Here is a 22754-nt window from a genome sequence, read left to right as displayed (position 1 = left end):
GCCCGGGGACGTGAAGGCCGGCGACACCATCCTGCTGGACGACGGCCTGGTGCGCCTGACGGTGCTGGAGACCACAGCGGCGGACGTCCGCTGCCGGGTGGAAAACGACGGGGCCATGAAAAACAACAAGGGCGTCAATGTGCCGGGCATCCGCCTGTCCATGCCCTACATGAGCCAGCGGGACCGGGAGGACATCCTCTTCGGCGTGGAACAGGGCTTTGACTTCATCGCCGCCAGCTTCGTCCGCACGGCGGACGACGTGCGGGAGATCCGCCGCCTGCTGGATGAGGCAGACTCCTCCATCCAGATCATCGCCAAGATTGAAAACCAGGAGGGGGTCAGCAACCTGGCGGAGATCCTGTCCGTGGCGGACGGCATCATGGTGGCCCGGGGGGATATGGGCGTGGAGATCGACTTCACAGAGATTCCCATCATCCAGAAGGACATGATCGCCCAGTGTGTGGCCGCCGGCAAGCCTGTCATCACAGCCACACAGATGCTGGACTCTATGATGGAGAATCCCCGCCCCACCCGGGCGGAGATCACCGACGTGGCCAACGCCATCTACGACGGCACCTCCGCCATCATGCTCTCCGGCGAGACAGCGGCGGGCAAATACCCCGTGGAGGCGGTGCAGACCATGGATGCCATTGCCCTGCGGACCGAGGCGGACATCAACTACGCCAAGCGGATGCGCAACCTGCCGGGTTCCAGCCGCCTGTCCATCGCCGCCGCCACGGCCCATGCCGCCTGCACCACTGCCATGGACATCGGTGCCGATGCCATCCTCACCGTCAGCCAGAGCGGTGCCACCGCCCGGCTGGTGAGCCGTTTCCGCCCCGGAACCACGGTGGTGGCCTGCCTGCTCAGTGAGCGGGTCCAGCGGCAGATGGCCCTGTACTGGGGCGTGGTGCCCCTGCTGATGCCCTATGCCCAGAACACCGACCAGCTGATCGAGTTCGCCATCCAGGCGGCAGAGAAGGCAGAACTCGTGAAGCAGGGCGATCTGGTGGTCATTACTGCCGGTGTGCCCGTGGGTGTCTCCGGCACCACCAATATGATCAAGGTCCATCTGGTGGGCGGGGCCCTGCTCAACGCCGTCGGCGTGGGGGCCAGCAACGCCTCCGGCCCCCTGTGCGTCTGCCGCTCGCTGGAGGATGTGGCCGCCAAGTTCCGCCCCGGGGATGTGCTGGTGGTGCCCTACACCACTAACGACCTCCTGCCCTATATCCGACAGGCGGCCGCTGTCATCAGCGAGGAGAGCGGCACCAACGGCCATGCGGCCACTGTGGGCCTGACGTTGGGCAAGGCGGTGATCGTGGGCGCCGCCGGCGCCGTCCAGCGCCTGAAGGACGGTGCCATGGTCTCTGTGGACTGTGCCCGCGGCGTGGTCCAGACGCTGCCCCAGTAAACGCGCCAAAAGCGCCTCCGGCAAAAGCCGGAGGCGCTTTTTCTCTTCATCGGCGGCCCGCAGAACCGGAATGGAAGCGGGCGCTATGGGGAACCATCCCTCGCCAGGGTATCCTTATCCCGTAGGAATACCGGGAATTAAGGTGTGAAGCTGTGCTGTACGGGTCTCTCCGCCTGAGGGAGGTTCGTTTTTGCCGCCGGCTGCGCTGCCGGCAGAATGTCCATCCGCCGGTAGACCTCCCGCAGGCGCTCCCCCATCACCGACAGGCTCCGCTCCTCCGCCACCCGGCGGCCGGCGGCTGTCAGATCCGGCAATGTCCCTGTCAGAAGTCCTTCCGCCTTCTGCTGGAACTCGTCTGTGCCGGAGGCCTTGTAGACATTCTGTCCCTCCCGCAGCCAGCCGTTGTAAACAGGGATGTCCCGCACCACTGTGGGAATGCCGCAGGCCAGGGCTTCCAGCACCACGATGCCCTCGGTCTCCTCATGACTCATGAAGGCGAATACATCCGCGCCGCAATATGCCTCCCGCAGCGTCTCCCGGTCTACAAAGCCGGCGAAGGTCACATTCTCCGGCGCCTGTTCCATGGCCTGCCGGATCTCCTGGGGGATCAGATGGGGATCCGTCCAGCCGAACCAGAGGAAACGGGCCTCCGGCATCCGCCGGGCCAGCTCCAGGAATTCCGGCAGCCCCTTCCGGGCAATGGTGTGACCCACGGAAATCACCGCCCGCTCCCCTTCCCGGAGGCCCCAGCGGCGGCGGAAGGACGCCCGCCGGGTGGGATCCGGCGCGAAGAACTCTGTATCCACGCCGTTGGAAATGCTGTACACCGGCGGCTTGAGGCCGTAGCTCTCCAGCAAACGGCGGGAGTATTCCGTGGGGGTCAGCACCACGTCGCCCAGGCTGTAGCAGAAGGTGATCCACTTGCGGAAGAGGGGTGCCAGCCGGTCCGAGCCTCGAAAGGATCTGCGGAAATCCTCCATAGTGGAGTGGCCGTAGTAAATGACCTTCCGCCCCATCAACTTGGCCGCCAGAGCCGCCAGCACCGAATCCGGCAGCACCGTGTTGATATGGACGGCCCCGGCCCGCTGGCACCAATGGTCGGCAGTGTCGATCCGGGCCCGGCGCAGCATCTCCCGCTGGTGGAGGATGGCCTGTCCCACACCGCTTTTGCCGACCAGGCGCAGGCCGCCATTGTAGATAAAAACGCGCATGTGTGTCTCCTTTACCGATCCGCCCGTCCGCGGATGTCTTTACCCCAGCCAGCCTGTGATCTGCTGGAACAGCACCGTCAGCCCCAGACTGTACAGGGCGATGGAAAGGGGCTTGCCCAGCAGGATGATGGTGGTGAACCGCCGCCAGGTCATGGAGGTGGTGCCCGCCAGATAGCACAGGAAGTCGTCCGGCGCCACCGGGAAAAAGATCGCCAGGGCGAACAGCCGTGCAAACCGGTCATTCCGCTCTGTCCAATCGCTGTACTTGGCGATGAGCTTTTCCGAAAACAGCAGGCTCAACAGCGGCCGCCCGCAGTTGCGCGCCACGGCAAAGGCCAACAGCGAACCGATGCAGATGCCCACATAATTGTAGACAAACCCCATCACCGGGCCGAACAGCACCACGCCCACCAGGCAGCCCAGGCCGCCGGGCAGCACCGGCACCACTACCTGCACCATCTGGAACGCCACGAACAGCAGCCCGCCGGCGGCGCCGCAGCTGGCCACAAAGGCCTGCAGCCGCTCCTGGGATGTTAGCAGTCCTGCCTGCCAGGCCCAGATTCCGGTCAGCACGCACAAAATCAGTCCGAAGAGGGACGCCGCCTGCAGAGCGGTCTTTTCCACGCCCCGGCTCATGCGGTCACCCCCTGGACACAGCTGGCCGCCCGCCGGGCCAGCTGCATCTGATAGATGCGCTCCACCCGCTGGGCAAACCGCTGGGCGGAGAACTGCTCCGCACTCTCTGCGGCCCGCCGCTTCAGCGCTTCGTGGGTCTCCGGGCTGGCCAGGAACTCCTCCAGCCGCTGCCGGAACTCCGCAGTGCTGTGGTACTGCCAGCCGTTCTCTCCCTCCAGGATGACGCCCTCCAGGCAGAGATCCGCCCGGCACAGGGCGGGCACGCCGGCGGCCAGTGCCTCGATATAGGTCAGGCCCTGGGTCTCGCTGGAGGAGGCGCTGACGAACAGGTCCCCCAGCCGGTACCACTCCGGCACCTCCTCCGGGGGCACCATGCCGGCAAAGATCACTGCCGGGGCCTCCAGCCGCAGATCGTGGGCCACCTGCTCCAGCCGGGGCCGGTCAGGACCATCCCCCACCAGCAACAGCGTCACAGGGCGGCTGCCCAGGGAGGCCCGGAGCTTCAGCAGCTCCTGGATGTTCTTCTCCTCCGCAAGGCGCCCCACGCACACCAGCACAGTGTTTTCCGCAGGGATGCCCAGGCTGGCCCGCAGAACCGCCCGGCGCATGGGATCGCCCTCCTGCTGGAAGCGCCGCAGGTCGATGCCCGTAGGCACCACGAAGACCGGGCAGCGAACGCCATAGCCCTGCAACAGTCCCCGCACCTTGCCGGTGGGGGCGATCATGCCGTCCACCTGGGCAGCTACCCAGCGGGAGAAAGCCGCCACCGCACATCGGCCCCACCGGACGCTGGGGGAGAAGTAGTGGGTGTAGTCCTCATACACCGTGTGGTAGGTGTGGACCAGGGGGACATCCAGCTCCTCTGCGATGCGGCGGGCCAGGAAAAAGGTGCTGAACTCACATTGGGAGTGGATCACATCCGGCCGCCAGTCCATCAGCTCCCGTACCCAGCGGCCCGCCATGGCGGTGCGGAGGCGGGCGCCGGGATAGATCCGTCCGGCGTTTACGGAGCCGATGGCGGTGACGCCGTCCCGGGACCAGGAGTGGAGCGACTGGGACAGCGTCAGGATCCGGACCTCATGGCCCCGGCGCTCCAACTCCCGTTGCAGGTTTTTCACAGAGGTGACCACACCGTTTACCGCAGGCGTATACCAATCTGTGGTAATCAGGATCTTCATAACAGGTTCCCTTCTTTCGTCTTGTTCTCCTATACGACGCAGCCCCGCCGAACGCTTCAACTTCCGGAACATTTTTTCAGTTCCAGTATAACGCCACCAGATCAACATCCCACGGCGTTTGCGTCAAATGTCTGTAAAATGTCTCACATAAGACGCGGCAGAGTGCGGTCCGTTACGGTGTCTCTTTTTGTATTATTCTAATAATACAGTAACACAATTTTGAAATTTGTCAATGACAAATTTTTAAGCCATTCAAAAAAACTGTACTGCCCGTACTAGTACAGTTAGTATATACACAAACACAACTAATTGTCAATTTACAAATCAGTTACAGTTCCGTGTTTTTTTCGTAAATTCAGTATAGATTCCCTTGGTTTACGAAAAAACTGTGAAATTTCTTAAATTTTTATGAAGAGAGCCGCCCTGCGTGGAATCACGCAGGGCGGCTCATATTACTGCCTTCTGCGGCGCAGCACCATCAGCACAGCGCCCAGGAAGATGGCCAGGTCCGCCAGATTGTAGGTGTATTTCTTCAGCGGCCCCGGCGCCTTTGGAAAGCGCAGATAGTCCAGGACCCGTCCATGGCGGATCCGTTCCCACAGGTTGCTGAGTCCGCCGCCTAGCAGCAGTCCGGCCCCCAGGCCCCGGCCGCCGCACACCCCCAGCAGCGCCCACAGCGCCGCCAGGGACAGGGGGGCCATCTGCCGGCCGTTCAGCGGGACAAGGCCGAAGCCGGAGCCCTGGTTGTACCGGGGTTCGATCCGCACCCGGCCGCCGTCCAGCTCCTTTTGGGGCAGCCCCTTGCGCTCCAGGGTTCCGCGGACCTGGCCGCAGAGGGCCAGCACCGCGCCTGCGGTACAGCTCAATCCGATCATGGCTTCTCCTCCTCTGTCTGTCTCTGGGCCCGCTCCAGGGCGGAGCGGACGTTTCCGGTCTTCTGCCTGCGGTTGTTGGCGGCCAGGATGTCCGCGATCTGGCCTTCCACCTGCTCCACCTCCTGCCGGAAGGCGCTGGCGGAAAGCCGCAGGGCCCCGTGGCCCAGAATGATCAGCTGCTCCGGGCCGTCGGAGGTAGCCACCCGCACCCGATGGCGGCGGCCAATCTCGTAAGTGGCCCGCTCGATATAGGCGTCCGCCGTCTCCGCCTCCTTGGTGTAGACCACGTGGATGTCGTGGTACTTCTCCACGCTGCCCTGGCCGCCCTTGACCTTATAGGCGTCAAACACGGCGATGACCTCGCACTTCCGGAAGCCCCGGTAGTTGCTGAGGAGATCGCACAGCTGCTTGCGGGCGGCGTCCAGATTGTCCCGGGCGATGGCCTTCAGCTCATCCCAGGCAAAAATGATGTTGTAGCCGTCCACCAGCAGGTACTCCGGTCCGGAGAACTGCTCCCGGATGGTCCGCTTTTCCTGCTCTGCCTCCGCTGTCGGAGCAGGGCGCCGGGGGTCTTTCGGGGGAATAAAGGCCCGCCGCTTCATGGGGCCGTAGGTCCGCTCGAAGATGGCCTGGAGCTCCTTATCCTGCTCGATGGTCCCAGCGTAGACAGAGGCGCGCCGGGTATCAGACCTCCCCGCCGGCTCCTCTTTCTCCGGTCCCAGGTCCAGGCCGCTGGACACGTGCGCCCGGGCGGGCACTTCATCCCAGGGGACGATGACGCCGGCGCCGTGGCTGCAGAACACGGAGTCCGGGGAGTTGTCCAAATCCGCCGTCGGGTCGTAATCGACGGACGCCAGCACAGCGTCCTGGTCCGCGCAGGGCGCATAACCCCGGAGGGAACAGAGCAGCCGCCCCCGGCCCTGGGTGTAGGCGGCCACCTCCCGGGCGTAGTCCCCCAGAGCGGACACCGCCACGGCACCAGTGAGCACAGCCTCCTCCCCCGCCGTCTCCGGCGGAGACAGCTGCGCCCCCATCTGCTGGAGGTCCGTCATGGCCCGGCCCACCTGAGGGGCGGGCAGCTCCAGGCGGAAGTCGTACCAGGGCTCCAGCAGGATGCTCTCCGCCTCCATCAGCCCCTGGCGCACCGCCCGATAGGTGGCCTGGCGGAAGTCGCCGCCCTCCGTGTGCTTCACGTGGGCCCGGCCCGCCGCCAGGGTGATCTTCATATCCGTAATGGGGGAGCCGGTCAGCACCCCCAGGTGCTCCTTCTCCGCCAGATGGGTCAGGACCAGCCTCTGCCAGCGGCCCTCCAGCTGGTCCTCCGGGCAGGCCGTCCCGAACTCCAGGCCGCTGCCCCGCTCCCCGGGCTCCAGCAGCAGATGGACCTCTGCATAGTGGCGCAGGGGCTCAAAGTGGCCGATGCCCTCTACTGGGGCGGCGATGGTCTCCCGATAACAGATGGCGCCGGGGCCGAAGGCCACCTCCAGGCCGAACCGCTCCCGGATCATGCGTTGTAAGATCTCCAGCTGGATCTCCCCCATCAGCTGCACGTGGATCTGGCGGGTCTGCTCATTCCAGGCAATGTGGAGCTGGGGATCCTCCTCCTCCAGCTGGCGCAGATTGCCCAGGGCAGTGTGGGGATCCGTCCCCTCCGGCAGCAGCACCTGATAGGTCAGCACCGGCTCCAGCGCCGGGGCAGTCCAGCCGGTCTCAAGCCCTAAGCCCTCTCCCGCCCGGCTGCGGGAGAGACCCGTCACGGCGCACACCGTCCCCGCCGGGGCCTCCTCCACCGTGCGGAACTTGGCGCCGGAGTAGATGCGGATTTGATCCGCCTTCTCCTCCCACACCTGGTCCTCTCCCAGACCGGGGCGGCGGTTGGTCAAAAGGCTCTTCACCCGCAGGGTGCCGCCTGTCACTTTTAAATAGGTGAGGCGGGTGCCCTGGCCGTCCCGGGCGATCTTGTAGATCCGGGCGCCGAAGGTCTCCGGATAGGCGGGAACCGGGGCATACTGTTCCACCCCCTCCAGGAATTCCGAGACCCCCTCCAGCTTCAGCGCAGAGCCGAACCAGCAGGGGAACAGCTTCCGCTTCCCGACCATCCGCCGCAGGTCGCCGTCTGTCAGAACTCCGGTCTCCAGATACCGCTCCAGCACTGATTCATCGCAGACGGCCGCCTCCTCCCGGAACGATTCGTCCCGTTCGCCGCTGAAATCCACACAGCCGCTGCCCAGATGCTGCTTTAAGCCTGCCAGAACTGCGGCCCGGTCTGCCCCCGCCAGGTCCATCTTGTTCACAAAAAGAAAGGTGGGAACGTGATACCGCTCCAGCAGCCGCCAGAGGGTGCGGGTGTGGGCCTGGACCCCGTCAGTGCCGCTGATGACCAGAATGGCACAGTCCAGCACCTGAAGCGTCCGCTCCGCCTCAGCGGAGAAGTCCACATGGCCCGGCGTGTCCAGCAGGGTGACCTCCGTGTCCTTCAGGGAAAACACCGCCTGTTTGGAGAAGATGGTGATGCCCCGTTCCCGCTCCATGGCGTCCGTGTCCAGAAAGGCGTCCTGGTGGTCCACCCGGCCCAGGCGCCGCAGGGCGCCGCTCTGATACAGCAGCGCCTCCGACAGGGTGGTCTTCCCCGCGTCCACGTGGGCCAATATTCCAACGACCAGCTTTCTCATGTCTCCACTCCATCTTTCGTGTTCATGCAGGTTTATCATATCATCTCCCGGCTGCGGGCGCAAGACGCCGTCCGGGGCGTTTTTCTTGCATTGCCGATATCCCCATGCTAAAATAAAGGGTCAGAACATCGGGCGCACGGCGCCCTTTCGGGAAGAGTTGTGCTTATGGAAGATTATGTGGAAAAATTCCGCCAGGCGGACGCCCTGGCTCAGAATATTCTGCGCCTGACCCGGAACACCCTGCTGGTGAACCTGCGGTTCCTGGACCTGGCCCTCAGCCAGTTTCAGCTGACCTCCTATCCAGGTACCCTGGCCACGGACGGCCAGCACCTGTTTTACGACACGTACTACGTCCTGTCCATGTACAAGCGGGAGCGGGGCCGGAATGTGCGGGACTACCTGCACATCGTGCTCCACTGTGTGTTCCGGCACCTGTTCACCAGCGCCAACATCGACCGTCGGTGCTGGGACCTGGCTTGCGACATCGCGGTGGAGAGCGCCATTGAGGACCTCCACCTGGAGAGCGCCGCCTGCAACCGGGCCTATGCCCAGGAGGAGACGCTGAAGGAGCTCCGCTCCCAGGTGCGGCCCCTGACGGCGGAGAAGCTCTACCGGTACTTTCTGGACCGGCAGCTCTCCGACGACCAGATGGCCCGGCTGCGGGAACCCTTCCTGGCGGACGACCACCGGGCCTGGTATCTGCCGGCGAAGAGCGGCCAGGGCGCCGGAGGAGGCAGCCAGTCCAACGGCCGGACGCCGGAGACCGGCACCCCCGGCAAGCAGAAGTCCGGCCGGGGCGGCCAGGGCAGCCGGGCCCAGACGCCCAAATCCGGCACAGAACGGCGGGACAAGGACCTGGAGCAGACCTGGAAGGAGATCAGCGAGCGACTCCAGGTGGACCTGGAGACCATATCCCGCCGCCACGGCACCGATGCCGGCAATCTGGTCCAGGAGCTGAAGGCGGTGAACCGGGAGACGTATGACTATGCGGACTTCCTCCGCCGCTATATGAGCCTGGGCGAGGTCACCCAGGTGAATCAGGACGAGTTCGACTATATCTACTACACCTACGGTCTGTCCCTGTACGGCAATATGCCCCTGGTGGAGCCGCTGGAGTACAAGGAGGTCCGGCGGATCAAGGAATTCGTCATCGCCATCGACACCTCCGGCTCCGTCAGCGGCGACCTGGTGCAGCGGTTCGTCACCAAGACCTACAACATCCTGCGCCAGCAGGAAAACTTCTTCACCAAGATCAATCTCCACATCATCCAGTGCGACGCGGAGGTGCAGGAGGACCGGAAGATCACCAGCCAGAAGGACTTCGACAACTATCTGGACACCATGCAGCTCCACGGCTTCGGCGGCACGGACTTCCGCCCGGTGTTTCAGTACGTGGACGAGCTGGTCCGGGCCGGAGAGTTCACCAACCTCAAGGGCATGATCTACTTCACCGACGGCCGCGGCATCTTTCCGGAGAAAAAGCCGGACTACGACGCGGCCTTCGTCTTTCTGGACGACGGGTACGACCCGCCGGACGTGCCGGTGTGGGCCATCAAGCTGGTATTACAGAGCGAGGAGATCTGAAGCATGGAAACACAAGTGGAATGCCTGCGGCTGGAGGGCCGCCGGGCCGTGGTGCAGCCGGAGGGGCCGGTGGCCCGGGTCAGTGCCAAGGCCGTGCCTGCCCTGCGGGGCGTGGAGATTCTGGTGATCCCCCCGGATGTGGATGCCTTTTACGGCCTGAATCGCTTTGAAAACCTGCGGATCGTGGAATACGGCGGCACGGCGGATGTGTTCGCCTTTCAGGACAGCCTGGACTGGCTGTCGGAGAAGCTGGCCGACGAGGAGGCCTTTCTCTTCCGGCTGGCCACCAACGCCATCGGCGCCCGCCCCATCTCCCCGGCGCTGACCGCTATTGCGGCCCCCCGCATGCGCCCCATTCACGCCATGGTCCACTGGGACTGCCTGATGGCCGCCTTGGACGAGCGGGCCGCCAACGGCACCGTCCGGCAGGACACCTCCCGGGAGAATATCTTCCTGTGCCAGGGCTACGCCCAGTTGAAGCGGCTGGAATACGCCTTCTATCTGGGTTTCTCTTTGGAAGAGGAAGGGTACGCCCCGGAGATCGGCGCCTGCTACCGGCAGGAGGACCGCTTCACCGGAGAGGAGCGGCTGATCTACGCGCTGGCCCTGCTGCGGGGCCACTCCTATCAGGAGTTCTACACCAACGGCGGCACCAACGACTTCCGGCACATGCGGCCCAAGGAACATTATCTGGAGCATCTGCGCCGGAACCTGGCCCTGACGGACAACGACGCCCTGCGCCGCCAGCTGCTGCAGCTGGCAGACCTGGGCTTTCTGGACCAGGACAACTGCCGGGCCGCGGTGGACCTGCTGCTGCGCAGCCGTCTGACAGAGGCCACTGCCTTTCTTCTGGACTACTGCAACCGCCGCTGGCCCCGGGAGACGGCTGGGGCGGACACAGATTTTCTGGACGCGGAATTTGCGCTTTGAATCATACCGATACTGAGGAAAGTCAGGTTGAATGACCATGAATATCAAAGAGGCCAAGGAACAGATCAAAAACGCCATGACGGCATACTTCACCAAGGATGAGTTCGGCAGCTACGCAGTGCCGGTGGAAAAGCAGCGGCCTGTGTTCCTCATGGGCCCTCCGGGCATCGGCAAGACCGCCATCATGGAGCAGATCGCCCAGGAGTTGGACGTGTGCCTGGTGTCCTACTCCATGACCCACCACACCCGGCAGAGCGCCCTGGGTCTGCCCTTCATTGAGAAGAAGGTCTTTAACGGCAAGGAGTACCAGGTCTCCGAGTACACCATGAGCGAGATCATCGCCTCCGTGTACGAGACTATGGAGGCCACCGGCAAAAAGGAGGGCATCCTCTTCCTGGACGAGATCAACTGCGTCAGCGAGACGCTGGCCCCTTCCATGCTGCAATTTCTGCAATATAAAATCTTCGGCCGCCATCGGGTGCCGGAGGGCTGGATCGTGGTCACTGCCGGCAACCCGCCGGAGTACAACCGCTCCGTCCGGGAGTTCGACATCGTTACCTGGGACCGGCTCAAGCGCATCGACGTGGAGCCGGACTTCGATGCCTGGAAGGAGTTTGCCTACCAGAAGCACGTCCATCCGGCGGTGATGACGTACCTGGAGATCCGGAAGGGTGACTTCTACAAGGTGGAGTCCACGGTGAACGGCAAGCGGTTCGTCACCGCCCGGGGCTGGGACGACCTGAGCCAGATGATTCACCTGTACGAGCAGAACCACCTGCCGGTGGATGAGAAGCTCATCATCCAATATCTCCAGAATCCCAAGATCGCCAAGGAGTTCGCGGTTTACTACGACCTGTTCAACAAGTACCGCAGCGACTACCAGGTGGACAAGATTCTCGCCGGCAAGGCCACCAAGGCCATCCGCCAGCGTGCCTCTGCCGCCAAGTTCGACGAGCGGCTGTCCCTGCTGGGTCTGCTGCTGGACGCCGCCACCGGCGAGCTGCGCTCCGTGGTGGAGCGGGAGGAGATGCTGCGGGAGCTGCTTGGCATCCTGAAGGACGTGAAAGCCGCCCTGACCGCGCCGGAGGCGGATCTCGCCGCTCTGCTGGAGGAACAGCTGTGCCGTCAGAAGACCCGCATCGACACCGGCAGGCGGTCTGGCAGTCTCTCCCAGGAGGCGGAGCGCTCCCACCGCCGGATCATCGCCGCTCTGGAGCGGCAGAAAGTCCTGGCTGGACAGACCGTGGACAGTCAGACGGGCTTTGCTGCAGTGAAGGCGGACTTCGATCAGATGGTCCAGGACCTGAAGGCCCAGGCCAAGACCGCCGGGGAGATGCTGAACAACCTCTTCGCCTTCTGCGAGGAGGTGTTCCCGGAGGGGCAGGAGCTGCTGATCCTGGTGACGGAGCTGACCATCAACTACTACGCCGCCACCTTCATCAGCCGCTACGGCTGCGACGCGTATTTCGCCCACAACCAGGAGCTGCTGTTCTACGAGCGCCAGCAGGAGATCATCTCCCAGCTGGAGTCCCTGGAGCTGAACTGACCGCGGGGGGAGAGGAGGGGCTCATGTACCGCATTTTCATCGTGGAGGACGACGCGGCCATCGCCGGGGTCATCCGCCGCCATCTGGAGGGCTGGGGCTACACCGTCCGCTGCGCGGAGCGGTTCGACGACGTCTTGTCGGAGTTCGCCGCCTTCGACCCCCATCTGGTGCTGCTGGACATCTCCCTCCCCTTCTTCAACGGCTACCACTGGTGCCAGGAGATCCGCCGGGTCTCCAAGGCGCCCATCTTATTTCTCACCTCCGCCTCGGACAATGTGAACGTGGTGATGGCCATGCAGCTGGGCGGGGATGACCTGCTGGCAAAGCCCTTTGATTTACAGGTGCTCTCCGCCAAGGTCCAGGCCCTGCTGCGGCGGGCCTATGACTTCGGCCCGTCTTCCCACCTGCTCTCCTGCGGCGCCGCGGTGCTGAACGTGTCTGATGGGACGCTGGATGCCCACGGGCAGCGGGTGGAGCTGACGAGGAACGAGTGCCGGATTCTGCAGCTCCTGCTGGAGCACAAGGGGGAGATCGTCAGCCGGGACGCATTGATGACCCGGCTGTGGGAGTCCGACAGCTTTGTGGATGAGAACACCCTGACGGTGAACATCGCCCGGCTGCGGCGGAAGCTGGAGGCGGCGGGCCTCCCGGATTTCATCCGTACCCGGAAGGGCGCCGGATATCTGGTGGAGGGGTGACGGAATGCTGACAGCCTATCTCAAGCGCCAGTGGAAGCTGCTGTTGCTGCTGGCCGGGGCGGTGGCGGTGTTCGCCGCCGTGTTCGCCCTGTACAGCCTGCCGGTGGAGGCGGTTGCCTATGCAGGCCTTCTCTGCCTAATGCTGGGGCTGGTCCTGTTTGCCCTGGGGTACTCCGCCTTTCTCCGGCGGCACCGGGAGCTGGAAGGGCTTTTACGAAAGGTCCATGAGTCGGTGCTGCCCCTGCCGCCGCCCCGGGGCGTACTGGAGGCGGACTACCAGGCCCTGCTGAGGGCGGTCTGCGCCGACCGGGTGCGTCTGGCGGCGGAGAACCGGGACCGGCTGGAGGACATGACGGATTACTACACCCTCTGGGCCCACCAGATCAAAACCCCCATCGCCGCGGCCCGGCTGCTCTTGCAGGAGGATCCCGGCGCTGTGGGCACGGAGGTGGAAGTGGAGCTCCTGAAGATCGAGCAGTATGTGGACATGGTGCTGGGCTACCTGCGGCTGGACAGCGAGAGCACGGACTATGTCCTCCGGGACACGGACCTGGACGGCCTGCTGCGGCAGGCGGTGCGGAAGTTCGCCCGGATGTTCATTCTGAAAAAGATCACCCTGGACTTTCGGGAGACCGGGCGGACGGTGCTGACGGACGGGAAGTGGCTCTCCTTCGTAGTGGAGCAGGTACTGTCCAACGCCCTGAAATACACCCCCGCCGGGGGCCGCATCCGGATCTACGGGGACGGAGAGACGCTGGTGATCGCCGACAGCGGCATCGGTATCCGGCCGGAGGACCTGCCCCGGGTGTTCGAGAAGGGCTTCACCGGCTACAACGGCCGGGAGGACAAGAAGTCCACCGGCATCGGGCTGTACCTGTGCCGCCGGGTGATGGACCGGCTGAACCACGGGATCTCCATCGTCTCCCGCCCCGGGCAGGGGACGCTGGTGCGGCTGGACCTCTCCCGGGGCCGACGGGTGGTGGAGTGACCCAATGTGACGAAACTGTAAGGAATCGGGCCGGACTGTAAGCCAAATCCATGGCAGACAGTCCGGCCCTTTGGCTACAATAGAGGCATGATCCGATACGAGGAGGAATCTTGATGCCATTGTTGGAAGTACAGCATGTACAGAAAATCTACACCACCCGCTTCGGCGGCACGCAGGTCCAGGCCCTGTCCAACGTCAGCTTCTCCGTGGAGGAGGGGGAGTACGTGGCCATCATGGGTGAGTCCGGCTCCGGCAAGACCACCCTGCTGAACATCCTGGCGGCCCTGGACCGCCCCACCGCCGGGGAGGTTTTACTGGAGGGCAGGCCCCTCTCTGCCATCCGGGAGCGGGATCTGGCGGCCTTCCGCCGGTCCCACCTGGGGTTCGTGTTCCAGGACTTCAACCTGTTGGACACCTTCTCCCTTCAGGACAACATCTATCTGCCCCTGGTGCTGGCGGGCACAGACTACCGGGAGATGCAGCAAAAGCTCCGCCCCATCGCAGATCAGCTGGGCATCTCGGACATCCTGGCGAAATACCCCTATGAGGTCTCCGGCGGCCAGAAGCAGCGGGCTGCTGTGGCCCGGGCCCTCATCACGGACCCCCAGTTGATTCTGGCAGACGAACCCACCGGCGCTCTGGACTCCCGGTCCTCCGACGCCCTGCTGGAGCTGTTCGGAGAACTGAACGGCACCGGGCAGACCATTTTGATGGTCACCCACTCGGTAAAGGCGGCCAGCCACGCTGGACGGGTGTTGTTCCTCCGGGACGGACAGGTGTACCACCAGCTCTACCGGGGCGGCGAGAGCCAGGAGGCCCAGTTCCGCCGGATCTCCGACACCCTGACGGTCCTGGCGGGAGGCGGTGAGCCCCATGCGTAAGTCCGGCTTCTTTCCCCGCTTGGCCCTGGTGAATCTGATGCGCAACGGCCGGTTCTATGGGCCGTATCTGCTCTCCTGCGGCATGACGGCCGCCATGTACTACATTCTCTCCTACCTGACCTTCAGCGACATTGTGGCCTCCGTCCGGGGGGCCGGATATCTCCAAAGCCTGATGTACCTGGGCCGGCTGGTGGTGACGCTGTTCTCCGCGGTTCTGCTGCTGTACGCCAACAGCTTTGTGATGAAGCGCCGCCGGCGGGAGCTGGGGCTGTACAACATCCTGGGTCTGGAGAAGCGCCACACCGCCCGCCTGATGGTGTGGGAGACGCTCTACTGCGCCGCCGCGGCCATTGTGGGCGGGCTCGCGGCAGGGGTGCTGTTGAGCAAGCTGGTGCTGCTGCTCCTATTGCAGCTGTCCCACCTGCCGGTGGAGTATGGCTTTGAGATCAGCCTCTCCGGCATGGCCGATACCGCCGCTCTCTTCGGCTTCCTCTTCCTGCTGACGCTGGTGTGGAACCTGTTCGGGCTGCTCCGGTCCCGTCCTGTGGAACTGCTCCACAGCGCCAGTGCCGGGGAGCGGGAGCCCCGGACCCGCCGCCTGCTGGTGGTGCTGGGGGCCGTCACTCTGGGGGCTGGCTATGCCACCGCTCTGACGGTAGAGGACCCCTTTACCGCCCTGGCCTATTTCTTCCTGGCGGTGGCGCTGGTGATGGTCGGCACCTACTGCCTGTTCACCGCCGGGTCCATCGCCCTGCTGAAGCACCTGCGGAACAGCCCCCGGTACTACTACCAGCCCAAGCACTTCACCGCCGTGGCGGGGCTGCTGTACCGGATGAAGCAGAACGCCGTGGGCCTGGCCAACATCTGCATCCTCTCCACCATGGTGCTGGTGACGGTATCCACCACCGTCAGCCTGTACGCCGGGCTGGAGGGAGCTTTGGAGCGGATGTATCCCTATGATGTGGACGTGGTCCAGTCCCTGGACGAAGTGCCGCCGGAACAGGAGACGGCCCTGAACGAGGACACTCTGGAGCGGGTCCAGACCGCCGCCGCGGACGCAGGCCGGAAGGTGGAGCTGCTCCGGTGGTCCACTCCGGGGGACACCGTCGGCTATTACACAGGAAACACCTTCACCCTTGTGGCGCAGGAGGGCGTCAGCACCGAAATCCGGTTGCTCACCGCCGATGACTACGGCCGCCTCACCGGCCATACCGTGGACCTGGAGCCGGAAGAGGTGCTGGTCCAGGCAGAGAATCTGGACCTGCCGGATACCTTCTATATCGAAGACCTCCCTTTTCACATCGCTGGGACCATCATGGACTTCCCCCGGTACAACAGCTCCATCCTGATCTCCGGCCAGACGGCGCAGCTTTTCCTGGTGGTGGCGGATGAGACCGTAGTCTCCGCCATCAGCGACCGGGATGCCAGCAGAGTCCACCGGGAATTTCGTGTCCAGGTGGACCTGGACGGCACGGAAGAGGAAAAGCTGGCCTTTGTGGACCCCCTGCTGGCGGCGGACGCCAATGACGTGTACTCCGTCATCAGCCATCAGGACAACGCTGTGGACCTGTACACCATGTACGGCGGCTTCCTGTTCCTGGGCGTGTTTCTGGGGCTGCTGTTCCTGCTGTCCACGGTACTCATCATCTACTACAAGCAGATTTCCGAGGGATATGAGGACCAGCGCCGCTATCAGATCATGCAGCAGGTGGGCATGAGTCCCCGGGAGGTCCGCTCCTCCATCCGCAGTCAGGTGCTGCTGGTGTTCTTCCTGCCCCTGGTGACGGCGGGCATCCATGTGGCGGCAGCCTTCCCCATGCTGTGCAAACTGCTGGAGCTGTTCAACCTCTTTGACGTCCGTCTGTTCGCCCTCTGCGCCGCCGGGACGCTGCTGGTGTTCTGCGCCATCTACGCCCTGGTCTACGGCCTTACCACCCGCACGTACAGCCGCATCGTGGGCGGACAATAGGACACATGGAGCGCCCCCGGAGATATCAGATATAAGATAAAGGATAAGAGATGCCCTTGTTTGGGAAGATCTCTTATCCTTTATCTTTTCACTTTTATCTGTTACTTTGCAGGCCGGATCATGGCCCGGCGCAGCAGCAGCCAGCTGAGGGCGAAGAACGCCGCCCCCATGGCCAGCAGCACCGCCGCCGCGTTCCAGGGGGATGCGGCCAGGAACTGTCCGAAAGCCGCCAGGGCCTCCACCGCCGCCCGCCCGGCGGAGGTGGTGCCCAGCCAGCTAATCAGCGGCACACTGCCGAAGATCAGCACCAGCGGCACGGTCACGGAAATCAGGATGGTCCAGAACTTGTTCAGCCGCCAGTACAGGGCGGAGCAGAACTGCCCCAGGGCCGCCAGCATCCAGCCCACCGCGGCGGAGAAGATCGCGCCCCGCACCAGGCCACCGATCCCGGCACCGGCGGAGGGTCCCTCATAGATCACCTGGTACAGATCTGTAATCAGCAGCCGGCCCTGGCCGCCCAAGACTGTTTGATAGGCGCCCATAATCACCGTGACACCCGCTGCCACCAGCACCGCCGCCACCGCCAGGGCGGCCACGTCCGCCAGGAAGGCGGACCGACGGGACACGCCGTTCTGGTTCAGCACCCGCTGATTCTCCCGCAGGCCCACCATGCCCAACACAAGGCCGAACATCCCCACGGCAATGGAATAGCCGTTGAAGCTGCCCTCCATGGCCGTCTCTCCGGCCAGGAAATAGGTGATTGCCAGCATCGCCGCCGGGATCAGCGCCATGACCAGCCACAGGATCGCCACTGCCCGGAAATAATTCCGGACCTCATACCGGAAGGCCCGGCCGAATCGCGTGTTCATCTCTGATCCTCCTCTTCCATCAGGCTGATAAAATACTCCTGGAGCCCCACGCGCCGCCGCTCCAGCCCGGCGGGCAGGTCCTCTGTCCCCCCGCCCCGGATGCAGACGGTCTTGAGTCCGCCCAGCACAGAGGATGTAAACACGTCCCGCCCGGCGGCCCAGCTGTCCACCACCCCGGCAGGGCCGGACACCGCCCAGCAGGCGGCGGTCAGCTCTTCCGTGGGCGCGTCCTGCAGGATGCGTCCCTTCCGGATGATGACCGTGTGCTCGATGAGGTCCGCCACCTCCGCGATCAGGTGGGTGGAGACCACCATGGTGCAGGGGGACTCCGCGTATTTCTTCACCAGCAGCTTGTAGAACAGGTCCCGGTGCTGGGCGTCCAGACCCAGAACAGGCTCGTCAAACAGCACATAGGGGGTGTTGACGCTGAGACCCAAAATCAGACGGAAGATGGACCCGTAGCCGGTGGAGAGGCCGTTGATCTTCTTGTTCAACGGCAGTTCGAACTGCTTTGCCAGGCTCTCCGCATAGCTCCGGTCGAAGTCCGGGTAAAACACGGCCGCCGTGTCCAGGGCCCGCTTCACCTTCATGTCGTCGGGATACAGGTTCTTCTCCCCCACCAGGAACAGCTTGCCCAGCGCCGCGTCGCTGCCCGCGGGAGCGCCGTCCACGGTGACGGTGCCGCTGTCCGGGCACAGCCGACCGGAGAGGATGTTCAGCAGCGTGGACTTGCCAGCGCCGTTGTTGCCCAGCAGCCCGTAGATCTTCCCCTCCTCAAAGGTCAAAGACACATCCTCCAGGGCGCGGGTGTCCGCAAACCGCTTGGAGATGTGCTGAAACTCAATGGCCATCTTCTTTCATTCCCCTTTCCAGAAGTTCCAGCAACTCCTGATCCGTCAGGCCCAGATTCCGGGCCTCCCGCACCATCCGCTGGACGTAGTCCTGATAAAACCGCTCCCGCCGGCTCTGGCGGAGCTTCTCCCGGGCGCCGGAGGCCACAAACATCCCCACGCCCCGTTTCTTGTACAGCAGCCCCGCGTCCACCAGCAGGTTGATCCCCTTCAGGGCGGTGGCGGGATTGATCCGGTACTGCACCGAATACTCCGTGATGGACGGCACCTGGCTCTCCTCTGGGTAGGCCCCGGAGAGGATCGCCTCCTCCAGCTGCTCCGCGATCTGCTGGAAGATGGGCCGGTCTTCCGTCAACGTCAAGGCGGTTCCCCCTTTCCTGCCGGTTTGTTATCTGGTTAATTAGTCTAGTAACTAACCATGTGGCTAATATAGCATGAGCCGCACCTCTTGTCAATAGGGCTGGCAGAATTTTTTGGCCCGCGGCTTTCAAATAGAAGACCGCCCGCAGGGACAAGCATCCCCGCGGGCGGTCTCTTTCTCCTTCAATCCGGAAACAGTTTGGCGGCGGTTTCCTCCAGCTCTTTGAAAAAACCGCTGATGTGGCCGCCGTCGTTGACGGCGTGGGCAAACTCCCCGCCCACCGGCAGCACCATCCGGTCCCCTGCCGGGTGGACCTTCCCCAGCAGGATGAAGGGTGTGAAGTCCGGCTTGGGGTCCCCGCCGAAGCTGAAGGCGGAGAAGGCCAGCCCCGGCATGGCGGAGATACCGCAGACATTTGGGGGCAGGGTCTCGTCGCAGAGCAGCCGGCCGCAGGTCTCCGCCCGGGCATAGTCCGCCTGAAAGTCCTGGCGGAACACATCATAGTCCGGCATAAAGCGGGTGACCTTCATGGCGAACAGATCCGGGGCGTCCCGGCGGGGCACCGTATAATAAGGGTGCAGCTCATCCCAAATCCCGATCCGCCCCGCCTCATCCCGGCCATACCGGAAATGGGCGTGTCGGTTCAGCACGGCGGCCACACACCACACCAGAGCCGGGTACAGCTTTTCGCCCCGGGCCTTCGTGTGCCGATACAGCGGTGTGATATCCACCTCCGCCGTCAGATAGATGGCGGTCTGGCGGAAAACCTCCAGATACTCCCGGCGCTCCCAGGTCTGCTCGTCGATGGGCGTAAAGGCCATGGCGCTCCTCCCTCTCCGGCGTCCTCCGCCGGCCGTTTGGGCCATCGTACCACAGGCCGGGCCAAAAGTCCACTGCCGCTGCGGTCCATGCGAGGCGAAAATCCGCAGTTGACAAACTTGCCGCGGCGTGGCTATAATATGTTCCAAAGCGATGATGGAGAGGGACGGAGACCGGCGCCCTCAGAGAGCCGGCGGGCGGTGGAAGCCGGCGGCAAGGGTCTCCAGGTCCTATGGCTCCTGAGCCGAGGGTTCGAGGGCGGCGCGCCGCCGGTAGGGCCTCTCCGAGGACTGCCGCGTCAGGGCAGAGGGGTTGCTGGACCCCAAAAGGGGCGTCGGGCCGTGAGGACGGCGCAATTTGAGTGGTACCGCGGAAGCCTGACGGCTTTCGTCTCAAAGTTTTTCTTTGGGACGAAAGCCGTTTTTTCGTCTCCAAAGTCATCTTCATCCAGTCGAAAGGAGCACACACCATGAGCGATTACCGCATCGAAACGAAATGTGTCCAGGGGGGCTACACCCCCGGCAACGGAGAGCCCCGGCAGATCCCCATCGTCCAGTCCACCACGTTCAAATACGCCACCAGCGAGGACATGGGTAAGCTCTTTGACCTGGAGGCCAACGGCTACTTCTACACCCGCCTCCAGAACCCCACCAACGACTATGTGGCCGCCAAGATCTGCGAGCTGGAAGGCGGCACCGCCGCTATGCTCACCTCTTCCGGCCAAGCGGCCAACTTCTTCGCGTTGTTCAACATCTGCTCCTGCGGGGACCACATCGTCTCCTCGTCCTCCATCTACGGCGGTACCTTCAATCTGATCTCCGTCACCATGGCGAAAATGGGTATCGAGGTCACCTTCGTCTCCCCGGACTGCACCGACGAGGAGCTGGAAGCCGCCTTCCGGCCCAACACCAAGGCGGTGTTCGGCGAGACCATCGCCAACCCGGCCCTGACGGTGCTGGACATCGAGAAGTTCGCCAAGGCCGCCCACACCCATGGCGTGCCGCTGATCGTGGACAACACCTTCGCCACTCCGGTGAACTACCGGCCCTTTGAATGGGGCGCCGACATCGTCACCCACTCCACCACCAAGTACATGGACGGCCACGGCGCGGCGGTAGGCGGCGCCATCGTGGACTCCGGCAAGTTCGACTGGATGGCCCACGCGGACAAGTTCCCCGGCCTCTGCACCCCGGACGACAGCTACCACGGCATCACCTACGCGGAGAAGTTCGGCAGGGAGGGCGCCTTCATCACCAAGTGCACCGCCCAGCTGATGCGGGACTTCGGCGCCATCCAGTCCCCCCAGAACGCCTTCTATCTGAACCTGGGGCTGGAGAGCCTTCATGTGCGCATGGCCCGCCACTGTGAGAACGGCCAGGCGGTGGCGGAGTTCCTGGCGGCACATCCCAAGGTGGCCTCCGTCAGCTACTGCGGCCTGCCAGGGGACAAGTACCATGCCTTGGCAGAGAAGTACCTGCCCCACGGCTCCTGCGGCGTGGTGTCCTTTGAGCTGAAGGGCGGCCGGGAGGCAGCGGGCACCTTCATGAAACATCTGAAGCTGGCCGCCATCGAGACCCATGTGGCGGACGCCCGGACCTGCTGTCTGAACCCCGCCAGCTCCACCCACCGGCAGATGACCGACAAGCAGCTTGCCGCCGCCGGCATTCCCGCGGGCCTGGTGCGGATGAGCTGCGGCCTGGAGAGCAAGCAGGATCTGATCGGCGACATCGCCCAGGCGCTGGACCAGGTGAAGTGAGATGCCCATCAAAATCCCCAACCAGCTGCCCGCCACCTCCGTTCTGACGTCGGAGAACATCTTTGTCATGACGGAGACCCGGGCCATCACCCAGGATATCCGCCCCCTGCAGATCCTGCTGCTGAACCTGATGCCCACCAAGATCGAAACCGAGACCCAGCTGGCCCGGGTGTTGGGCAACACCCCCATCCAGATCGAGCTGGAGTTGATCGCCCCCAGCGGCCACGTGTCCAAGAACACCTCCCAGGCCCACATGCTGGCCTTCTACAAATCCTTTGACGAGGTGCGGGACCGGACCTTTGACGGCCTGGTCATCACCGGCGCGCCGGTGGAGAACCTTCCCTTTGAGGAGGTGGACTACTGGCCGGAGCTGTGCGAGATCATGGAGTGGTCCAAGACGCACGTCCACTCCACCCTTCACATCTGCTGGGGCGCTCAGGCGGGGCTGTACTACCACTACGGCATCCCCAAGCGGCAGCTGCCGGAGAAACTCTTCGGCGTGTTCCGCCACACGGTGGAGGATCCCAACTTCATCCTCTTCCGGGGCTTTGACGACGAGTTCTGGGTGCCCCACTCCCGGCACACCACAGTGCTGCGGGAGGACATCGAGGCAATCCCGGAGCTGAAGATACTTGCCTCCTCCCCGGAGGCCGGGGTCTACGCCGTCAAGACCGACCAGGGCCGGCAGATCTTCCTCATGGGCCACGCGGAGTATGACCGGGACACCCTGCGGAATGAGTACATACGGGACCTGACCGCCGGAGCGGACATCCGGGTCCCCAAGAACTACTTCCCCGGCGATGACCCCAGCCGCAAGCCTGCGGTGACCTGGCGCTCCTGCGCCCACCTGCTGTACTCCAACTGGCTGAATTACTTCGTCTACCAAACCTCCCCCTACAATATCCGGGATATTGAACGGGGCATCCGCACCGACGACTGAGCCCACCGCCGTTCCGGCCGCTTCTGCGGCCGGAACGTTTTTTCTCTCATCGCAACTTTGAAAAAATTCTCTTGACTCTCACACAGTGGCAGGGCATACCATAGCAGTGAGCTCAAGAAAACGCATATATGCGGAGGGATCCTATGTTCAAAATCGGAGAATTTTCAAAGCTGTCCAGAATCAGCATCCGGATGCTGCGCCACTACGATGAGATCGGCCTGCTGGTGCCGGAGGAGACCGATCCCTGGACCGGCTACCGCCGGTACGCGGCGGCCCAGCTGATGACCGCCAACCGGATCACCGCCCTGCGGGGCCTGGGGTTCTCCCTGGCAGAGACGGCCGCGCTGCTGGCCTGCTGGGAGGACCGGACCGCCATGGAGACGCGCCTGCTGGCCCAGCGGGCAGCGGTGGAGGCCTCCATTCAGGAGGCATTGGACCGGCTGCGGCTTCTGGACACAACCATCGAACGGCTGAGAAAGGATGAAAAACAGATGAACTACGATGTCACCATCAAGACCCTGCCGGAGCGGCAGGTAGCCAGCGTCCGCCAGATCCTTCCCTGCTACGACCGGGAGGGAG

20 protein-coding genes are annotated in these 22754 nt (G+C 63.9%); 11 read left to right on the top strand and 9 right to left on the bottom strand.

The window, feature by feature from the left end; all coding sequences use genetic code 11:
- The coding region (gene pyk / locus QVE23_RS05930; protein WP_287967747.1) for a pyruvate kinase at nt 1–1411 on the top strand (1411 nt) is incomplete at its 5' end.
- 137 nt (nt 1412–1548) lie between these two features.
- On the opposite strand, the gene QVE23_RS05925 is transcribed toward pyk, so the two are convergent.
- The 5 genes from QVE23_RS05925 to QVE23_RS05905 all read right to left on the bottom strand — a co-directional run bounded on the left by QVE23_RS05925 (nt 1549) and on the right by QVE23_RS05905 (nt 7983).
- On the bottom strand, nt 1549–2622 hold the full coding sequence (locus QVE23_RS05925) for a glycosyltransferase family 4 protein (RefSeq protein WP_025544929.1): 1074 nt from the start codon (nt 2620–2622) through the stop codon (nt 1549–1551).
- 39 nt (nt 2623–2661) lie between these two features.
- Nucleotides 2662–3258: a TVP38/TMEM64 family protein gene (locus QVE23_RS05920; RefSeq protein ID WP_021749049.1), complete on the bottom strand. Its 597-nt coding sequence runs from the start codon at nt 3256–3258 to the stop codon at nt 2662–2664.
- Entirely contained in the window at nt 3255–4436 is a 1182-nt protein-coding gene (locus QVE23_RS05915) for a glycosyltransferase family 4 protein (RefSeq protein WP_273481993.1), read from the bottom strand. The genes QVE23_RS05920 and QVE23_RS05915 overlap by 4 nt, the downstream gene beginning before the upstream one ends.
- Before the next feature lie 452 nt (nt 4437–4888).
- The gene (locus QVE23_RS05910) at nt 4889–5311 is read right to left on the bottom strand and encodes a signal peptidase II (RefSeq protein WP_021749047.1); all 423 of its coding nucleotides are present in this window, start codon (nt 5309–5311) and stop codon (nt 4889–4891) included.
- Nucleotides 5308–7983, bottom strand: coding sequence for a translation factor GTPase family protein (locus QVE23_RS05905; RefSeq protein WP_287966553.1), 2676 nt, complete (start codon nt 7981–7983; stop codon nt 5308–5310). The genes QVE23_RS05910 and QVE23_RS05905 overlap by 4 nt, the downstream gene beginning before the upstream one ends.
- A gap of 165 nt (nt 7984–8148) precedes the next feature.
- On the opposite strand from QVE23_RS05905, the gene QVE23_RS05900 reads away from it, so the two are divergent.
- The 7 genes from QVE23_RS05900 (at nt 8149) to QVE23_RS05870 (ending at nt 16579) form a co-directional block, all read left to right on the top strand.
- Nucleotides 8149–9567 carry a vWA domain-containing protein gene (locus tag QVE23_RS05900; protein ID WP_287967745.1) on the top strand — a complete coding sequence of 473 codons (1419 nt, stop codon included), beginning with the start codon at nt 8149–8151 and terminating at the stop codon, nt 9565–9567.
- A 3-nt stretch (nt 9568–9570) separates the two neighbouring features.
- Nucleotides 9571–10497: a hypothetical protein gene (locus QVE23_RS05895; RefSeq protein ID WP_021749044.1), complete on the top strand. Its 927-nt coding sequence runs from the start codon at nt 9571–9573 to the stop codon at nt 10495–10497.
- Between the two features lie 37 nt (nt 10498–10534).
- Nucleotides 10535–12043 carry an ATP-binding protein gene (locus QVE23_RS05890; RefSeq protein WP_025545154.1) on the top strand — a complete coding sequence of 503 codons (1509 nt, stop codon included), beginning with the start codon at nt 10535–10537 and terminating at the stop codon, nt 12041–12043.
- A gap of 23 nt (nt 12044–12066) precedes the next feature.
- Nucleotides 12067–12741: a response regulator transcription factor gene (locus QVE23_RS05885; RefSeq protein ID WP_021749042.1), complete on the top strand. Its 675-nt coding sequence runs from the start codon at nt 12067–12069 to the stop codon at nt 12739–12741.
- Nucleotides 12742–12745: 4 nt separating this feature from the next.
- Nucleotides 12746–13729 carry a sensor histidine kinase gene (locus QVE23_RS05880; protein WP_021749041.1) on the top strand — a complete coding sequence of 328 codons (984 nt, stop codon included), beginning with the start codon at nt 12746–12748 and terminating at the stop codon, nt 13727–13729.
- Between the two features lie 113 nt (nt 13730–13842).
- A complete protein-coding gene (locus QVE23_RS05875; RefSeq protein ID WP_021749040.1) occupies nt 13843–14610 on the top strand; it encodes an ABC transporter ATP-binding protein in 768 nt (255 codons plus the stop codon).
- Entirely contained in the window at nt 14603–16579 is a 1977-nt protein-coding gene (locus QVE23_RS05870; RefSeq protein WP_025545153.1) for an ABC transporter permease, read from the top strand. The genes QVE23_RS05875 and QVE23_RS05870 overlap by 8 nt, the downstream gene beginning before the upstream one ends.
- Nucleotides 16580–16680: 101 nt before the next feature.
- On the opposite strand, the gene QVE23_RS05865 is transcribed toward QVE23_RS05870, so the two are convergent.
- From QVE23_RS05865 to QVE23_RS05850, 4 genes are all read right to left on the bottom strand, one after another.
- Nucleotides 16681–17448 (bottom strand): hypothetical protein, encoded by a 768-nt coding sequence (locus QVE23_RS05865; RefSeq protein ID WP_021749038.1) that lies wholly within the window; start codon nt 17446–17448, stop codon nt 16681–16683.
- Nucleotides 17445–18299 (bottom strand): ABC transporter ATP-binding protein, encoded by an 855-nt coding sequence (locus QVE23_RS05860; RefSeq protein ID WP_287967744.1) that lies wholly within the window; start codon nt 18297–18299, stop codon nt 17445–17447. Before QVE23_RS05860 ends, QVE23_RS05865 begins: the two co-directional genes overlap by 4 nt.
- The gene (locus QVE23_RS05855) at nt 18289–18660 is read right to left on the bottom strand and encodes a GntR family transcriptional regulator (RefSeq protein WP_021749036.1); all 372 of its coding nucleotides are present in this window, start codon (nt 18658–18660) and stop codon (nt 18289–18291) included. The genes QVE23_RS05860 and QVE23_RS05855 overlap by 11 nt, the downstream gene beginning before the upstream one ends.
- 182 nt (nt 18661–18842) lie before the next feature.
- Nucleotides 18843–19481, bottom strand: a complete 639-nt coding sequence (locus QVE23_RS05850; protein ID WP_287967742.1) for a CatA-like O-acetyltransferase — start codon at nt 19479–19481, stop codon at nt 18843–18845.
- Between the two features lie 467 nt (nt 19482–19948).
- Here QVE23_RS05850 and QVE23_RS05845 point away from each other — a divergent pair, with 467 nt between their 5' ends.
- The 3 genes from QVE23_RS05845 to QVE23_RS05835 all read left to right on the top strand — a co-directional run.
- Nucleotides 19949–21235, top strand: a complete 1287-nt coding sequence (locus QVE23_RS05845) for an O-acetylhomoserine aminocarboxypropyltransferase/cysteine synthase family protein (protein WP_287967740.1) — start codon at nt 19949–19951, stop codon at nt 21233–21235.
- Between the two features lies 1 nt (nt 21236).
- On the top strand, nt 21237–22175 hold the full coding sequence (metA, locus tag QVE23_RS05840; RefSeq protein WP_025545037.1) for a homoserine O-acetyltransferase MetA: 939 nt from the start codon (nt 21237–21239) through the stop codon (nt 22173–22175).
- 143 nt (nt 22176–22318) lie between these two features.
- A partial coding sequence (locus tag QVE23_RS05835; protein WP_287967738.1) for a MerR family transcriptional regulator occupies nt 22319–22754 on the top strand: 436 nt, incomplete at its 3' end.

It is taken from the genome of Oscillibacter sp. KLE 1728 (genome assembly GCF_934833455.1).
Lineage (GTDB): Bacteria > Bacillota > Clostridia > Oscillospirales > Oscillospiraceae > Oscillibacter > Oscillibacter welbionis.
This window is presented reverse-complemented; position numbering and strand designations above follow the sequence as displayed.

Coding starts and splice junctions, on each gene's coding strand:
- QVE23_RS05925 (WP_025544929.1), bottom strand. CDS start 2,622: ATGCGCGTTTTTATCTACAATGGCGGCCTGCGCCTGGTCGGCAAAAGC.
- QVE23_RS05920 (WP_021749049.1), bottom strand. CDS start 3,258: ATGAGCCGGGGCGTGGAAAAGACCGCTCTGCAGGCGGCGTCCCTCTTC.
- QVE23_RS05915 (WP_273481993.1), bottom strand. CDS start 4,436: ATGAAGATCCTGATTACCACAGATTGGTATACGCCTGCGGTAAACGGT.
- QVE23_RS05910 (WP_021749047.1), bottom strand. CDS start 5,311: ATGATCGGATTGAGCTGTACCGCAGGCGCGGTGCTGGCCCTCTGCGGC.
- QVE23_RS05905 (WP_287966553.1), bottom strand. CDS start 7,983: ATGAGAAAGCTGGTCGTTGGAATATTGGCCCACGTGGACGCGGGGAAG.
- QVE23_RS05900 (WP_287967745.1), top strand. CDS start 8,149: ATGGAAGATTATGTGGAAAAATTCCGCCAGGCGGACGCCCTGGCTCAG.
- QVE23_RS05895 (WP_021749044.1), top strand. CDS start 9,571: ATGGAAACACAAGTGGAATGCCTGCGGCTGGAGGGCCGCCGGGCCGTG.
- QVE23_RS05890 (WP_025545154.1), top strand. CDS start 10,535: ATGAATATCAAAGAGGCCAAGGAACAGATCAAAAACGCCATGACGGCA.
- QVE23_RS05885 (WP_021749042.1), top strand. CDS start 12,067: ATGTACCGCATTTTCATCGTGGAGGACGACGCGGCCATCGCCGGGGTC.
- QVE23_RS05880 (WP_021749041.1), top strand. CDS start 12,746: ATGCTGACAGCCTATCTCAAGCGCCAGTGGAAGCTGCTGTTGCTGCTG.
- QVE23_RS05875 (WP_021749040.1), top strand. CDS start 13,843: ATGCCATTGTTGGAAGTACAGCATGTACAGAAAATCTACACCACCCGC.
- QVE23_RS05870 (WP_025545153.1), top strand. CDS start 14,603: ATGCGTAAGTCCGGCTTCTTTCCCCGCTTGGCCCTGGTGAATCTGATG.
- QVE23_RS05865 (WP_021749038.1), bottom strand. CDS start 17,448: ATGAACACGCGATTCGGCCGGGCCTTCCGGTATGAGGTCCGGAATTAT.
- QVE23_RS05860 (WP_287967744.1), bottom strand. CDS start 18,299: ATGGCCATTGAGTTTCAGCACATCTCCAAGCGGTTTGCGGACACCCGC.
- QVE23_RS05850 (WP_287967742.1), bottom strand. CDS start 19,481: ATGGCCTTTACGCCCATCGACGAGCAGACCTGGGAGCGCCGGGAGTAT.
- QVE23_RS05845 (WP_287967740.1), top strand. CDS start 19,949: ATGAGCGATTACCGCATCGAAACGAAATGTGTCCAGGGGGGCTACACC.
- metA (WP_025545037.1), top strand. CDS start 21,237: ATGCCCATCAAAATCCCCAACCAGCTGCCCGCCACCTCCGTTCTGACG.